Source organism: Euzebyales bacterium (genome assembly GCA_035461305.1).
GTDB lineage: Bacteria > Actinomycetota > Nitriliruptoria > Euzebyales > JAHELV01 > JAHELV01.
Window position 1 is genome coordinate 22751 of record DATHVN010000077.1, and the last position, 14904, is coordinate 37654.

18 protein-coding genes are annotated in these 14904 nt (G+C 70.6%); 5 read left to right on the top strand and 13 right to left on the bottom strand.

Translation table 11 applies throughout. The features are described from left to right. Window positions 1–7: 7 nt before the first annotated feature. Both nudC and VK923_07490 read left to right on the top strand, forming a co-directional pair. Window positions 8–922: an NAD(+) diphosphatase gene (gene nudC, locus VK923_07485; protein HSJ44506.1), complete on the top strand. Its 915-nt coding sequence runs from the start codon at window positions 8–10 to the stop codon at window positions 920–922. 129 nt (window positions 923–1051) lie between these two features. Next, window positions 1052–2392 carry an FAD-binding oxidoreductase gene (locus VK923_07490; GenBank protein HSJ44507.1) on the top strand — a complete coding sequence of 447 codons (1341 nt, stop codon included), beginning with the start codon at window positions 1052–1054 and terminating at the stop codon, window positions 2390–2392. 36 nt (window positions 2393–2428) lie between these two features. Here VK923_07490 and VK923_07495 read toward each other — a convergent pair whose 3' ends face one another. Then, a complete protein-coding gene (locus VK923_07495) occupies window positions 2429–3154 on the bottom strand; it encodes an NAD(P)H-dependent oxidoreductase (GenBank protein ID HSJ44508.1) in 726 nt (241 codons plus the stop codon). Window positions 3155–3342: 188 nt separating this feature from the next. Here VK923_07495 and VK923_07500 point away from each other — a divergent pair, with 188 nt between their 5' ends. Beyond that, entirely contained in the window at window positions 3343–3990 is a 648-nt protein-coding gene (locus VK923_07500; GenBank protein HSJ44509.1) for an RNA polymerase sigma factor, read from the top strand. Here the strand turns inward: VK923_07500 and VK923_07505 are convergent. From VK923_07505 to VK923_07515, 3 genes are read right to left on the bottom strand one after another with little or no spacing between them, the layout of a single operon-like run. Continuing rightward, on the bottom strand, window positions 3966–4400 hold the full coding sequence (locus VK923_07505; GenBank protein HSJ44510.1) for a zf-HC2 domain-containing protein: 435 nt from the start codon (window positions 4398–4400) through the stop codon (window positions 3966–3968). The two genes, VK923_07500 and VK923_07505, sit on opposite strands and share 25 nt — an antisense overlap. Before the next feature lie 12 nt (window positions 4401–4412). Continuing rightward, window positions 4413–5165: an enoyl-CoA hydratase-related protein gene (locus VK923_07510; protein HSJ44511.1), complete on the bottom strand. Its 753-nt coding sequence runs from the start codon at window positions 5163–5165 to the stop codon at window positions 4413–4415. After that, window positions 5158–6456 carry an aromatic ring-hydroxylating dioxygenase subunit alpha gene (locus VK923_07515; GenBank protein HSJ44512.1) on the bottom strand — a complete coding sequence of 433 codons (1299 nt, stop codon included), beginning with the start codon at window positions 6454–6456 and terminating at the stop codon, window positions 5158–5160. The genes VK923_07510 and VK923_07515 overlap by 8 nt, the downstream gene beginning before the upstream one ends. Window positions 6457–6720: 264 nt before the next feature. Here VK923_07515 and VK923_07520 point away from each other — a divergent pair, with 264 nt between their 5' ends. After that, window positions 6721–7521: an IclR family transcriptional regulator gene (locus VK923_07520; GenBank protein HSJ44513.1), complete on the top strand. Its 801-nt coding sequence runs from the start codon at window positions 6721–6723 to the stop codon at window positions 7519–7521. Window positions 7522–7810: 289 nt separating this feature from the next. Here VK923_07520 and dnaB read toward each other — a convergent pair whose 3' ends face one another. From dnaB to VK923_07565, 9 genes are all read right to left on the bottom strand, one after another. Further along, complete coding sequence (dnaB, locus tag VK923_07525; GenBank protein ID HSJ44514.1) at window positions 7811–9187, bottom strand: replicative DNA helicase; 1377 nt, start codon at window positions 9185–9187, stop codon at window positions 7811–7813. 130 nt (window positions 9188–9317) lie between these two features. Next, the gene (gene rplI, locus VK923_07530; protein ID HSJ44515.1) at window positions 9318–9764 is read right to left on the bottom strand and encodes a 50S ribosomal protein L9; all 447 of its coding nucleotides are present in this window, start codon (window positions 9762–9764) and stop codon (window positions 9318–9320) included. Continuing rightward, complete coding sequence (gene rpsR, locus VK923_07535) at window positions 9761–9997, bottom strand: 30S ribosomal protein S18 (protein HSJ44516.1); 237 nt, start codon at window positions 9995–9997, stop codon at window positions 9761–9763. The genes rplI and rpsR overlap by 4 nt, the downstream gene beginning before the upstream one ends. Next, on the bottom strand, window positions 9997–10452 hold the full coding sequence (gene ssb, locus VK923_07540; GenBank protein HSJ44517.1) for a single-stranded DNA-binding protein: 456 nt from the start codon (window positions 10450–10452) through the stop codon (window positions 9997–9999). Before ssb ends, rpsR begins: the two co-directional genes overlap by 1 nt. Window positions 10453–10528: 76 nt before the next feature. After that, window positions 10529–10831, bottom strand: coding sequence for a 30S ribosomal protein S6 (gene rpsF / locus VK923_07545; protein ID HSJ44518.1), 303 nt, complete (start codon window positions 10829–10831; stop codon window positions 10529–10531). A gap of 385 nt (window positions 10832–11216) precedes the next feature. After that, entirely contained in the window at window positions 11217–11927 is a 711-nt protein-coding gene (locus tag VK923_07550) for a type 1 glutamine amidotransferase (GenBank protein ID HSJ44519.1), read from the bottom strand. Then, window positions 11924–12511: a TIGR00730 family Rossman fold protein gene (locus tag VK923_07555; GenBank protein ID HSJ44520.1), complete on the bottom strand. Its 588-nt coding sequence runs from the start codon at window positions 12509–12511 to the stop codon at window positions 11924–11926. Before VK923_07555 ends, VK923_07550 begins: the two co-directional genes overlap by 4 nt. 163 nt (window positions 12512–12674) lie before the next feature. Then, window positions 12675–13079, bottom strand: coding sequence for a hypothetical protein (locus VK923_07560; protein HSJ44521.1), 405 nt, complete (start codon window positions 13077–13079; stop codon window positions 12675–12677). Continuing rightward, window positions 13076–13540 (bottom strand): MarR family winged helix-turn-helix transcriptional regulator, encoded by a 465-nt coding sequence (locus VK923_07565; GenBank protein HSJ44522.1) that lies wholly within the window; start codon window positions 13538–13540, stop codon window positions 13076–13078. The genes VK923_07560 and VK923_07565 overlap by 4 nt, the downstream gene beginning before the upstream one ends. A gap of 160 nt (window positions 13541–13700) precedes the next feature. Here VK923_07565 and VK923_07570 point away from each other — a divergent pair, with 160 nt between their 5' ends. Beyond that, window positions 13701–14588 carry a sigma-70 family RNA polymerase sigma factor gene (locus VK923_07570; protein HSJ44523.1) on the top strand — a complete coding sequence of 296 codons (888 nt, stop codon included), beginning with the start codon at window positions 13701–13703 and terminating at the stop codon, window positions 14586–14588. Window positions 14589–14904 lie beyond the last annotated feature (316 nt).

The window sequence follows — 14904 nt, forward strand, 5'->3', positions numbered from 1 at the left end:
TGCCGGGGTGAGCAGCCAACCCCTCCAGTCGCTCGCCCTCGCCCGTGGCACGGTCGACCGCGCGGCGCGCCGTCGCTCCGACGACGCCTGGCTCAAGGAACACTGGAACGACCGGTCCACGCGGGTGCTCCTCGTCGACGGCGGAGCGGCGGCCGTTACCGGAGATCCACCGGCCCTGCTCCTGGCAGCGCCCGAGGACATGCCACCGACCGACTCGGCGCACCGTTGGTTCCTGGGACTGGACGCCGACGGCACCGCGCTGTTCGCCGTTCCCGCGCCGGTCGATCGGCGCCGGGCGGCCACCCTGCGGGAGGTCGGCGCACTGCTGTCCGACCGCGACGCCGGTCTGCTGACCACCGCCGTGGCTCTGGAGGCCTGGCATGCGACCCACGGCCACTGCCCGCGGTGCGGGTCGCCCACGGAGGTCGCGGATGCCGGGATGCTACGGGTGTGCACGCGGGACGGATCGCTGCAGCACCCTCGGGTGGACCCGGCCGTGATCATGGGGGTCGTCGACGGCGACGACCGCCTCCTCCTCGGGCACCAGGCCCGCTGGCCCGCACGGCGGTTCTCGACACTGGCGGGCTTCGTCGAACCCGGGGAGTCGCTGGAGCAGGCCGTCACGCGGGAAGTCCGCGAGGAGACCGGGATCGTGGTGAGCGCGATGACCTACATTGGGAGCCAGCCCTGGCCGTTCCCTCGCAGCCTGATGCTGGGGTTCTTCGCGGAGGCGTCGAGCACCGAGATCACGATCGACGACGTCGAGATCGTCGACGCGCGGTGGTTCACCCGGACGGCCCTGGCCGACCTCGTCGTGGCTGGCGAGGTCGTGCTGCCCCCGCGCGTGTCGATCGCACGCCGCCTGATCGAGCGCTGGCACGGCGGACAACTGGACGGACCGTCCGCCCACCGCGACGGCTGAACGGGCCCCCACGCGGCAGGATCGTCCCCGGCATGGCACGCCTGCACCCTCTGGATTGTGGTCACCGGTCACGGCCGATACCGTCATGCGGGAACGGTGTTGCCATGAGCGCAACGGTCGAGGGAGCAGATGACGTCGCTGCCACCGTCAAGCCCGTACGTGGTCATCGGCGCGGGCGTGCACGGGCTGTCCACAGCGTGGCACCTGGCCAGGCGCCTGCACGCGTCCGGCCGTGGGGTCGGTGCCGACGTGCTGGTCATCGACAAGACCGCCGTGGGCGCGGGCGCATCCGGCATCGCCTGTGGTGTCGTGCGCAACAACTACTTCCAGCCGGCGATGCGGCGCCTCATGGCCCACTCGGTGGGGGTCTGGGAGTCCGACCCGGACGCGTTCGCGTACCACCCGGTCGGCTACGTGCAGATCTCCCACGAGACGATGCACGACGACGTCGCCCGCATCCACGCCGAGCAGGTCGACATCGGCTACCCCTCGACCTTCATCGAGGGGGAGCGTGCCAGCGCGCGCTACCTGCGCGGCCTGTTCGCCGACTGGCGGGCGCGCAACATCACGAGCGTGCTCCACGAGAAGCGGGGCGGCTTCGCCCACAACACCGCGTCCCTCGAGGGCCTGGCGGCCAAGGCCACTGCGGAGGGCGTCCGGATCGTCACGGGACCGCGGGTCACCGGCCTGCGCCGCGAGGACGGCGGCGCGGTCGACGCGGTCGAGACCGACCGCGGCACAGTCCGCTGCGATCAGGTCGTCGTCGCCGTGGGGCCGTGGGTCCGCGATCTCTGGGCGATGCTGGACCTGCCGGCGACCATCACCGTGCGCGACGGCGAGGGCGGGCTGCACGACGACGTCACCATGTGGACCTACTGGCTGCTGCAGGAGGGCATGCTCGACGTCGACCCCGGCATCCTGACCGACGAGCAGGGGCACCTACCCCCGGTCGTCCACGTCGACACCGACGCTCCGTTGCACGACGCGGACGGCGCGCTGGTCACCGACCAGCCGTGGGGGATCTACTACAAGCCCGACGGCGCCGTCGGCGGGGTGCAGGGCGGCACCATGCCGGTCCGCGTCGACGCGCCCGCCGGCGGCGTCGCCGTCGATCCCTACGGCCCGGCCAGTCCCCACTTCGTCGTTGGAGACGACTTCGCACGGATGTGGACCGCTGCACTCGCCCACTGCCACAGTCGCTTCGCCGACGCCGCGGACCACTTCCGGCGCGAGCGGTCCGGAGGCATCGGCTGTTTCACCCCCGACAGCTTCCCCGTGTTCGACACGTTCCGGGAGAACGCCTACGTGATCGCCGACTCGAACCACGGCTACAAGATGATCGGTGTGGGCGACCTGGTGGCCGCCGAGCTGCTGGGGGAGCCGCAGGAACTGCTCGAGCCGTTCCGCTTCACCCGGTACGAACAGGGCCGGCTCCACCCGGTGAGCAGGTCACCGTTCCCGTGGAGCTGACGTGCCACCACGGCCGCGCTGACCGACCGCGCCGCATCAGCGATGCTCGGGGTTGGGGTAGTCGAACCGGCAGCCTGCGTCCCACTCCGACCGCTGGTTGCCGTGGGCGGGGATCCCGCCTGCGTCCTTGAGCGTCCGCGCCACGTGCAGCAGGTTCCATGTCATGAACGTGGTGTTGCGGTTGGTGAAGTCGTTGTCGGGCCCACCCGAGCCCTCGTCGAGGTACGACGGTCCCGGCCCTGCCTCCCCGATCCAGCCGGCGTCGGCCTGCGGCGGGATCACGTAGCCAAGGTGCTGGAGCGAGTAGAGGATGCCCATCGCGCAGTGCTTGATGCCGTCCTCGTTGCCGGTCACCAGGCAGCCGGCCACGCGGCCGTAGTACGCGTACTGGCCCGCATCGTTGAGCAGGTGCGAGTTGCCGTAGAGGCGCTCGATCACCCGGCTGCAGACCGAGGAGCGCTGCCCGAGCCAGATGGGCGTCGTGACAACCAGGATGTCGGCCTCCATGACGCGCGCGAAGATCTCGGGCCACTCGTCGCGCTCCCAGCCGTGCTCGGTCATGTCCGGCCACACGCCGGTGGCGATGTCGTGGTCCACGGCGCGGACCTGGTCGACCGTCACGCCCTGTGCCTGCATGATGGCGATCGAGCGGTCCGCCAACCCCTGGGTGTGCGACCGCTCCGGTGACCGCTTGAGCGTGCAGTTGATGTACATGGCCCGCAGATCGCTGTAGTCGTGCGGAGAAGGTGCGGCGGTGGTCATCTGTGCTCCTGTCGAAGACGGGTCCGGCGGTGTGGTCTCGCCTGCTGCGCGTACGTTACGCAGCACGTCGACAGGGTCGTCGGCGCCCCTGTCCACGGCGACGGGACGGTGTCATACTCCACGCGATCACGCGACACTCGGCGCCGACGGGACACGCACGCCACAGGCTGGTCCAGGAGGGGTCGCCCATGGCCTCGGCCACCACTCCGACGCGGTCACCCGACCCCGACGCCACGGTCGTCGACGCCCTGCGCACCGGCGACGATGCGGCGTTCGGCGCCCTGGTGGCCCGCCACCACACGGCGATGGTCGCCGTCGCCATGCGGTACGTGCACGACCGCGCGGTGGCGGAGGACGTGACGCAGGAGACCTGGATCGCGCTGTGGGAGCGGATTGACACGTTTGAGGGCCGGTCGTCGCTCAAGACATGGCTGTTCGCGGTGCTGACCAACCGCGCACGCAGCCACTGGCGCCGCCAGGTGCGGGTGGTGCCTGGCCTGGGGGACGACGATGGTGGGCCAGCCGTCGGCGGCGACCGGTTCCGCAGCCCAGGCGACGGCTGGCCCGGGCACTGGTCGCGACCGCCGATGGAGTGGGACCTGCCAGCCGCGCTGCTCGAGGCCGACGAGCTGCGGCAGGTCGTGGCGCGCGAGGTCCGCAGCCTGCCGGCCGGCCAGCACGCGGTGATCACCCTGCGCGACATCGAGGAGTGGACCGCCGCTGAGGTCTGCGAGGCGCTCGATCTGTCGCCCGGCAACCAGCGGGTGCTCCTGCACCGTGCCCGCTCCCGCGTGCGGGCGGCGCTCGATTGCTACATGACCGGCGGTGGCCGCTGATCCCGCCAGTCGCGGAACGCAGTGGCAAGGCGCCGCAGCATCAGCGGATCGATGTCGTCGGCACGCAGGCTGCCGGCGAGCGCGACGGTCCGCCGCATCTGGTCGAGATACCTCCTGCAGTCGTCACAGATCCCGACGTGGTCGTCGAAGCGGCGACGCGTGTCGGCGTCGAGCTCGTCCTCGACGTAGGCGGTCACCAGCTCGACGAGCTTTCTGACACGGCAGGGTCGGCCGTGGACCGTCCTCGCTCCACTCACCTCGTCGCCGCCGCGCCCGTGCTGGGTCGGCCAAACCCCCCAAGGACCGCCATGAACAGTGCGGCGCGCGAGAATCCGCACGGCGCTCCACCTGTGACACTGTTGACACGGACACCGATGCTGTATGAGCGAACGGTGCGCCTGTTGCAGCACGACCAGCGTCGGTCAGCGGTCGAGGAAGCGGCGGACGTGCTCCTGCGCCACGTCCGACTGGAACAGCCGTGCCGACAACGCACCCATGGCCGGGCCGTCGCGGTCGATCCGCTCGACGAGGGGACTGCTGAGCAGGCGCTTGGTGGCCACCAGCCCCTGGCGTGGCGAGGCGGCCAGCCGACCGGCCAGCACCTCGACCGCGTCGTCGAGCTCGTCGGGCGCGACCGCGTCCGACACCAGCCCGACCCGCGCGGCGTGTGCGCCGTCGAACGCGTCGCCGCCCAGCAGCAGGCGGGCGGCGTCGCGGTCTGACAGGCGCGGGACCACCACCGTCGAGATGACCGCGGGGGCCAGGCCCAGCCTGACCTCCCCCAACGCGAACGTCGCTTCGGTGGACGCGATCGCTAGGTCGCACGCAGCGACCAGCCCGACGCCCCCCGCGCGCACCGGGGCGTGGACGACCGCGACGATCGGTACCGGGAGCGCGACCATCGCGCGCAACACGGCGAGCATGCGCGTCGACGTCTCGGCCTGCGCAGCCACGTCCGCCGTCGCGGCCTCCTTCAGGTCCGCGCCGCCGCAGAACGCAGGGCCCTCGGCGCGGAGCATCGCGACCCGGGCCTCGTCGTCGGCGGCGACGTCGGTGAGCGCCGACGCCAGCTGGGCGAGCAGGGCCCGCGACAGCGCGTTGCGGTTCGCCGGCGACGACAGCGTGATGGTGTGCACAACGCCGTCGCGGGTCGCGCGGACCAGCGCGTCACCCATCGGCGGCCGCCCGCAGCATCGTCTCGGCCGACACCTGCTCGGCGTCGACAACGGCGAACATCGGATCATCGCCGTCGCCGCCGGGGATCCGGTCGACGCCGACCATGCGGTCGATGACCATGTTCTGGAAGCGGTGCAGGGGCTCCTCGAACCGGAAGCACATGCGCCCGCCGGTGTACGCCTCGGAGGCGATGCCCTCCTGGACCCGCTCCACGATGGTGATGTCCTCGGTGTTGACGTGATCCCAGAACGCGGCGAGCAACTCGAGCGCGGGACCGGTGGTGGGGTCGTCGGCGGTGTGGGGCGGCAGGCCGATCGTGGTGCGCTCGATCGTGCGGTCGTGCGCGACCGGCGTCGCGAGCACCGTGAAGACGTGGTTGGGCAGCACCGACACTGCGAGGTTCGGCAGGATCCAGATGAACCGCCCGCTGACGGCGTCGTCGGCGTCGAGGCCGGGTGGGCTGGTCAGCGCCGTCCAGCCCGACGCGGTGTCGGTGTTGATCGGCGACGTCGACATGCCCGTGTAGAGCCCGGGGCCTTGGAAGCGGTGGTGGTCCTCGATGCGCGAGACCTTCACCAGCTCTGGATGCACCCATGGCAGGTGGTAGTACTCCATGAAGTTCTCCGCAACCAGCTTCCAGTTCGCCGCGACGTCGTAGGACCGCTCGGCCACGACCGTCATGTCGTCCAGCCCGTAGCCCGCCAGGCGCTGCGGCAGGTCGCCGAGACTGACGTCCAGTGGCGGTGGCTGCTCCTCGAGGCTGACGAACACCACGTTCGCCCACGACGTCACGTGCACCGGCAGCAACCCGTAGTCGGCCTTGTCGAATGCCGGCAGGTGGCTGGTGTCGAAGATGGGCCGCTGGTCGTCGGGGATGCCCGAGCCTTCGAACAGCGGAGCTCCGAGCAAGGTGCCGTCCAGCGCGTACGCCCAGCTGTGGTATGGGCAGCGGAACCGCTTGAGGCGGCAGGACTCCTCGGTCACGAGGCGTGACGCACGGTGGCGGCACACGTTGTGGAAGCCGCGCAGCGTGCCCGTGCGGTCCTGGGTGAGGATGATCGACTGGCCGGCGACCGAGACGGTGCGCACGTCCCCAGGCACCGCCAGATCGGTGACGTGGGCCGCGGCCACCCAGCCGTGGGTGAACACGCGGCGGCGCTCGACCTCGAAGAACGCCGGGGAGCGGTACGCCTCGGGCACGAGCGTGCCCGCGTACTCGACCGGGGCCCTGGTCTGGGCGTAGGTCTCTTCGTGCAGGTAGTCCTCGGGCGTGAAGCGATCTGCGGACATGGCTACCTCCCAGGGTCGGTCCGTGCGGCGGCAGCGTACGCGCCACGCGGATGCCGAGAAACCCCCGGCTGGGCGGCCGCGGTCCATCTGTGGCGCGTCGCCGTCGCCGCACCACGTCGCCGGTGATGGCATCCTCTGAGTGCGGCGTCGCCTGCGAAGGCGGGCGGACACTCGTCCTCGCCGGTACCCAACATACGCCGATCTTTCCAGTATTGTTTCCTACTACGCATTGACTTCGAACCGCCCGTTCGACACCGTTGCATCATGAGCAACACTGTCGACCCGAGGCCTGCGGTCCAGTCGGTCGACCGCGCGCTGTCGATCCTGGAGATCCTCGAGCGCGAGGGCTGGATGGGAGTGACGACGTTGGCCCGCGAGCTCGGCATCCACAAGTCGACGGCGTTCCGTCTGCTCGCGACGCTGGAGCAGCGCGGCATGGTCGAGCAGCACGTCGAGACCCAGAAGTACCGGCTGGGGTTCGCGCTGGTGCGGCTCGCCAGCGCCGTCCGCGCGGGGCTCGACCTCACTCGGTCGGCGCGTCCTGTGTGCGAGTGGCTGAGCGAGCAGACCGGTGAGACGGTCAACATCGCCGTGCTCGAGGGCGGTGAGGTGGTCAACATCGACCAGGTCAACCTGTCGTCGTCGGTCGTCAGCGTTGACTGGCTCGGACGGCGCACCGGCCTGCACGCAACCTCGACCGGAAAGGTCTTCCTGGCACACCTGCCGGACCGGGTCCGGGACGAGATCCTCGGCGGCAAGCTGCCGCGCATGACCGCGAACACGGTCACCGACCCGGTGCAGCTGCGGGCACAGCTCGCCGAGATCCGCCTGCGCGGGTGGGCAAGCACGGACGAGGAGCTCGAGCTTGGGCTCAGCGCGGTGGCGGCCCCGATCCACGGTGCCGACGGCGCGGTCCTCGCGGCGATCTGCGTGTCCGGGCCGGTGTTCCGGCTGACGCCCGCGCGGCTGCCCGACGTCGGCGACCTCGCGGTCGAGGCGGCGTCACAGATCTCGCGCCGGCTCGGGTTCACGACCGCCGAGGACGCCCTGGTCGAGGCGGGCTGACGCCGTCGTCACGCCGCCCCGGTGCGACCCCCGCGACCAGGGGCCACCGTCCCGGTGGTCGGACGGCCCGCGCCGCTCAGCAGCCGCTGCGCGTGGTCGAAGCGCGGCATCCTGGCGATGGTCTTTCGGCGCCAGCACGACCTCGTTCCGGGACTGCGCGCCGAGGTGGCGCCTGCTCCATCCAAGCTCGTCGGCGACCGCGCCGCCAGCGCGCCGAACACCGCCCGGCACCCTGCGGTGTCAGCGGCAGCTCGATGCCGAACTGGCTGCTGCCGCAGCCGCCCTGGCGCTACAGCGGGCCGGACGCCGCGCCGCGCGCCATGCTGCCGAAGCGCGACTGGTGGCCGATGAACGACAGGTCGATCGTGGTCAGCGGACCGTTGCGATGCTTGGCGATGATCAGCGAGGCCTGGCCCTTGTTGACCGCGTCGGGGTCGTAGACGTCGTCACGGTAGATGAACGCCACGATGTCGGCGTCCTGCTCGATGCTGCCCGACTCGCGCAGGTCCGACAGCTGCGGCTTCTTGTCGCCGCGATCCTCGGGCTTGCGTGACAGCTGCGACAGCGCGATGACCGGGGTGTCGAGCTCCTTGGCCAGCACCTTCAGGCCGCGGCTGATCTCGCTGACCTCCTGCACCCGGTTTTCGACCTGTCGATGCGACTGCATCAGCTGCAGGTAGTCGATGACGATCAGGTCCAGGCCGTGGCGCTGCTTGAGCCGCCGGCACTTCGACCGGATCTCCATCAGGTTGATGCCTGCCGTGTCGTCGATGTAGAAGTTCGCCTCGTGGAGGCGGCCCATCGCCTGGGACAGCTTGGGCCAGTCGTCCTCACGCAGGCGGCCGGTCCGGATGCGGTTGTTGTCGACGCGGGCCTGGGCCGACAGCACACGCTCGAGCAGTTCCATCTGCGCCATCTCGAGCGAGAACATCACGACGGGCTTGCGCAGTTCGACCGCGACGTGGGTCGCGATGTTGGTCACCAGCGTCGACTTGCCCAGGCCGGGACGGGCGGCCAGGATCATGAGGTTCGCCGGCTGCAGGCCGCTGGTCAGCTCGTCGAGGTCGGTGAAGCCGGTCGGCAGACCGGTGATGGCCTGCCGGGTCTCCGAGCGCTTCTCGATCAGCTCGAAGGCCTGCGACAGCAGGTCCTTCATCGGCGACAGCTCGCGACCGTAGCTACGCTGCGCGACCTGGAAGATCGTGGACTCGGCCTTGTCGACCGCGTCGTCGGCGTCAGTGCCGGCGTCGTAACCAAGGCGGGTGATGTCGGTGCCAGCGTCGATCAGGCGTCGCCGCAGTGCGTGCTCGGCGACGATGCGGGCGTAGTAGCCGGCGTTCGCGGCCGTCGGGACCTGCGAGATCAGGTCGCTGATCGCGACCAGTCCGCCCACGCTGTCAAGCGTCCCGCGGCGCTGCAGCTCGTCCGCCAGCGTGACGGAGTCGACCGGCTCCCCGCGGTCGTAAAGGTCGCGGATCGACTCGAACATCGTGCGGTGGGCGCCCCGATAGAACTCCCCGGGGCCCACGAACTGCACGATCTCTGCGATCGCGTTCTTGGACAGCAGCATGCTGCCCAGCACGCTGATCTCGGCCTCGAGGTTGTGCGGTGGGACGCGGTCATAGCCCGTCGGCGCGGCGCTGGACAGTTGGAGGTCAGCAGTCACGTCGGCAGCCTAACCCACATGTCCCTGGCGAACGGGCGTTCGTGACGGGTCCGGTGATCACCCAGGGCGGACGCCACCCAGCAGCGCACGACCGGCCACGGCGTGGCGGCCGGCGTAGGGGTGCAGCGGCTCAGCTGCGGGCGACGACGACGCGCAGCGTGGCATCCACATCGCGGTGGATGCGGACGCCGACCTCGTGCTCGCCCAGCTCCTTGAGCGGCTTGTCGAGCATGATCTTGCGCCGGTCGATCATCAGGCCGAGCTGGTCGTTGACGGCCCTGGCGATCGCGGTCGAGCCGATCGAGCCGTACAACGTTCCGTCCTCACCGGCGTTCGCTTGGACCGTGATCGGACGGCGTTCGAGCTCGGCCCGACGCTCCTCCGCCTCGGCGACGTTGCGTGCCTCGCGCTTGCGGCGTGCGCGTGAGATCGCCTCGGCGTCGGCCAGTGCGCCCTTGCTCGCGCGCAGGGCCAGGCCGCGGGGCATCAGGAAGTTGTTGCCGTAACCGTCGGCGACCTCGACGACCTCGCCGGCCTCGCCGAGGTTCTCGACGTCGTGGGTGAGTATGAGCTTCATCGTGTCGTGTACGGCAGCAGCGCCATCTCGCGGGCGTTCTTGACGGCCTGCGCCAGCATGCGCTGGTACTGGGGACGCGTGCCAGTCACCCGCGCCGACCGGATCTTGCCTCGCTCGCTCAGGAAACGGCGTAGCAGCTCGACGTCCTTGTAGTCGATGTAGGTGATCTTGTTCTTGGTGAAGTAGCACTCTCTGCGCTTCGGGGGTGCGGAAGGTCCGCTGCGTCTTGCCATCAGAAGGGCACATCCTCTGGTTCGGGTGCACTGGTGGGACTTGGCGCTCCCCATGACGTCTCCGAGCCGCCACCGCCGCCACCGCCGCCGCGGGGGTTGCGCTCGACCTTGGCGGTCGCCCAGCGCAGGCTCGGGCAGATCTCGTCCGCCTCGATCTCGGTGACCCACCGGGTCTGGCCCTCGCGGTCCTCGTAGGACCGGCTGCGCAGGCGACCGGTCACGACGACGCGCGCGCCCTTGGTGAGCGAGCTGGCGACGTTCTCGGCCTGGTCGCGCCAGACGTTGCACGTGAAGAACCCGTCGAGGCGCTCGTCCCAGGAGTTGGTCTCCCGGTTGAAGCGCCGCTGGTTGACCGCGACGCGGACGCTGGTGACGGCCACGCCGTTGGGGGTGAACCGCAGCTCCGGGTCGTCGGCGAGGTTGCCGGTGATCGTGATGACGTTGTCAGTTGCCACTGCCTGGTCCTTTCTTGGGCGGGTGGACCCCCTGGCGCCCCGGTCAGGGCACGGACCGGCCGGGGCGCCCGACGGGCTACAGGTGGCGTACCCGAGCTGCGGGCTGGACCACCTTGTGGCGGACGACCGCGTCAGCCAGGCGCAGCTGACGCTCGAGCTCGGTCAGCTGCGCGCCGTCGAGCTGGAAGTCGACGACCGTGTACCAGCCCTCACGCTGGTGGTCGATCTCGTAGGCGAACTCGCGCTTGCCCCAGTGGTCGACCTTGTCGACGCTGCCGCCGAGCTGGCCGATGAGGTTCGTGAAACGCTCGACGTTGCCCGTGACCGCGTCTTCCGACAACGTGCCGTGGCTGATGATCATCAGTTCGTAGGTGCGCAAGGCAGTTCGTCCGATCCTATGGTCTGGCGGCCCCCGGATGCGCGGTCGGCTGTGGCGACCTGCGGGAGCAGGTGGACAGTTCAACCGCGCAAGGTAGCACCCCGGGAGGTGCGTCGCACCGTAGCGCATGGGCGGCGATCGCGGATCGCGGCTGTGGACACGGACATCGGCTGGCCGGCCATCGGCGACCCGGTCCTGTCGCATTGCGGTGTGGAATGCGCTGGCCCTTCTATCTTCGCGTGGGCGCCCGAGGGCAGCGAGCCGCACCCGCCTGGCGACAGGCCCCACGAATGCTCGGCCCGCTGACCTCAGGAGGTTTGGCCACGGCACCGCCGCGCGCGAGATCGGGCACACGGCGGCGCCGCTTGCGGCCGTCGGTGTTCCGTCAGCCGGTGACCGGCCGCACGATCTGGTCGAGCCAGCGGTCCGCCAGCTCGCGGCCCATCCGGGCGTGTGTGTCGTTGTGCTGCTCGGCCAACGCGATGAGGTCCTGTGGTTCCCAGCCGTGTCGGCGCAGGTAAGCGCCCGGCTGGTCGGCGTTGCAGTACCGCGCGACTCGGTCGGCGTCCATCTCGGGGTGGAACTGGATGCCGTAGACCCGGGCGCCGGCGCGCAGCGCGTGCACCGGCGCGCGGTCGCTGTAGGCGAGCACCACCGCGCCGGCGCCGGCGGCGATGTAGTCCCGGTGGGCGTTGAACGTCGGCGTGTCGTCGGCGAACTCCGCCATGAGGGGATCGTCGCGACCGGCGTCGGTCAGGCGGACCGGTGCGAAGCCGATCTCGGGGGTGTCGTGGCGTACCGACCCGCCAGTGACCTCGCCCAGCAGCTGGGCGCCGAGGCAGATCCCCAGGGTGGGCGTGTCAGCGGCAACGCACTTGGCCAGCAGATCCGCCTCGTGGTGCAGGACGGGGTGGGCGTCCTTCTCGTCGGTGCACATCTGGCCGCCCATGACGATGAGCGCTTCGGGTGGCTCGTCGGGCACGACCCCGTCGGCGTAGACGTGGCGGACATCGAGCTCGACACCACGCGTACGCAGCTGGTCACCGATCACTCCCGGCCCGCCCCACGGGCCGTGTTGCAGCACGGTCACGATCATCCGGGTGTCCTCTCACGAGGCCGGCGGCCGGCGACCAGCGCATCGAGCGCCTCGTCGACGGTGCGGGTGTGGGTCCACAGCCGGTTCATCGGCTGGTGCAACATCTGGTGGGCGTCCATGTGCGCGAGCTGCTGCTGCAGCGGCGCCCAGAAGCCGTCGACGTCGAGCACCACGATCGGCCTGTCGTGGTAGCCGAGCTGCCGCAGCGAGACCATCTCGACCAGCTCCTCGAGCGTGCCGATCCCGCCGGGCAGGATCAGGAACGCGTCGCTGCGGTCGTCCATCAGCTGCTTGCGCTCCCGCATGGTGGCGGTGTGGATGAGCTCGGTGACGTCGTGCAGGGCGACCTCGCGGTCCACGAGCTTGTCGGGGATCACACCCGTCACGTGCGCACCACCGGCGAGCGCGGCGCGAGCGGTCACGCCCATCAACCCGACGGCCCCGCCACCGTAGACCATCGCCCAGCCCCGCGCGGCCAGACCCGTGCCGACCTCCTCGGCGAGGGCTCTGAGGCCGTTGGGGACGTTAGTGCTCGACGAGCAGTACACGCAGACCGACAGCGTCGAATCGTTCGGAGTCGTCACCCCGTCGATGCTAGCTTCGCACCGACTGCGCCCGCCCACGCGTGCGCCTCATACGAGCGGGCGGGGCTCGTCCCGAGCGGATCTCCCGCGTGCGGGCCACTGCCGCCGTTCGCCCGTTCGATGTGCACCATCGTCGCACCTGCCAGGCCGCGGCCGGCCCGGCTCAGGCCGGTGGTTGACGGTCGGGGACGCCGTCCGGCAGCGCACGTGCCATCAGCGGTGCGGCGGTCGCGGCATCCATGCGGACCTCGCCGGTGGCGACCCACCACAGACGCGCCACCGTGTCGGCCTCGTCAGGCAGCGTCCGCAGGTGCGCCAGCCATCGCGTGGCGTCGTCGGCGTGACCATCGCACCAGCCTTGGAGGCCGACCGCGGCTGCGCAGCGCCGTCCCAGGCCAGCCCACTGCGTGGGCCCGCAGGTGGTCACGAGCCGCGCCTCCGCGCCGCACCGGTCGCACTCACCCGCCTCGACCGCGCGGGGGCCCACGTCGGGATCGGTGATCCACGGGTAGCGCTGGACCAGCGCGGCCTGCAGCGCGCGGCGGTGCTCGGCGTCGAGCGACCTCACCCGTCCGCGTGCTGGCTCGGCGGGTGCAGCAGGACGTGAGGATCGGAGCAGACGCCGCGGCGCTGCAGCTCGCCCAGCAGGGTCTCCATCGCCTCGAGCAGCGCCTCCTGCTGGGTCGGAGACAGGGCGCGCAGCAGTTCGGCCGCCGCCTCGACGTGCTCGTCGCCCGTGGTGCCGCACATCCGCTTGCCTGCCTCGGTCAGCTCGATCAGGGTCGCGCGGCGATCGCGGGGGTGGCGGCGGCGCTGGACCAGGCCCTCGTCCTCCATGTGGTCGATCAGGACCGTGACGTAGCGCGGCGTGATGCCGAGGTCGTTGCCGAGCTCGCTCATGATCTGCGGGCCCCTGCACTGCAGTACGTGCAGCGCACGGGCGTGCGTGTAGCCGATCTCGCGCTCGGACAGACGCGTCTTGGTCCAACGCTTGTACGCCGGGCCGAACGCCGCGAAGGCATGCGCCAACGCCTCGTCCGTCGGAGGTTCACCGGAACCTCGGGATTGTGTAGACATTCGTGTATCACCACGGTACGCTCGGCTCCGACGCAATACTACAGGAGTTCTGCTATCTGGGAGTTCCGGTTTCTCGGACGACCCGGATGTGACCCGCAGGAGAGAGACACACATGGCGTTGCAGACCGCCGACCGCTACTTCGACGAACTGGGCAGGCGCAGCCTGCTGACGGGCGATGATGAGGTGCGGCTGGCACAGCAGATCGAGACCGGGCGTGACGCCGCGGCGCTGCTCGAGCATGCCGACGCGCAGGACCGCGCCGCACTCGAGCGTGACGTGGCCGACGGTCAGGCGGCCTTCCAGCGATTCGTGGAGGCCAACCTGCGCCTGGTCGTCAGCATCGCGACCCAGTTCATGTCGCGCACCGACCTCGACCTCGACGAGCTGATCCAGGAGGGCAACCTGGGCCTGATCCGCGCCGTCGAGAAGTTTGACTGGCGGCGCGGCGGGAAGTTCTCGACCTACGCGACGTGGTGGATCCGTCAGGCGATCCAGCGTGGCATCGCCCGCGCCGACCGCGCCATCCGCCTGCCCGCGGGCGTCCACCAGGAGCTCGGCAAGGTGCGGGCCGCTACGGCCCGCCTGCGCGACGAGACCGGCCGCGAGCCGACGACGGACGAGGTGGCCAAGGCGACCCGCCTGACGCCGGACCGTGTCGAGCGCGCGCGCAACGCCGACTACCGGGTCGACTCGCTGCAGAAGCCGCTGTCGGACGACCCGGACGCCTCGGTCCGCGAGGATCTGGTCGCCGTCGCCGACGACGAGCCCGACGAGGAGGTCGCGCAGCGGCTGCTGATCGAGGACATGATGCAGGCCACGAACGCCGCGCTCGACGAGCGCAGCCAGTACATCCTGCGGAGGCGCTACGGCTTCGACGGCGGCAACGGGGCGTCGCTGCGCCAGATCGGCGAGGAGCTCGGCCTGTCCCGTGAGCGGGTGCGCCGCATCGAGCTGGAGGCGCTCGCGACCCTTCGCGACGAGGTCGCACTGGCCGCCTGATCACGGGAAGTCTCACGACGGGTGGCGGTCGGCGGCCGCCACCGTCGCGTGAAGGCAGTCCACCCGCTCACTGCCACTGCCCGCAGCCGTGGATCCCGCAACCGGAGAGGAGTACACGCGGATCGTGATCGACACCGACGGCGCGGTCCCATGTGCGACGGCACCGTGCTGCGCGCCGACGTCCATCGCCTCGACACGTACGTCCGGCTGCCAGTCCTGCTGCAGCGCTCCCCATACGACAAGGGCGACATCGGCGCTGTGACGTACGGCATCGACGTGCTTCGGGCCGCCCGGGCCGGCGACGCGGTCGTCCAGG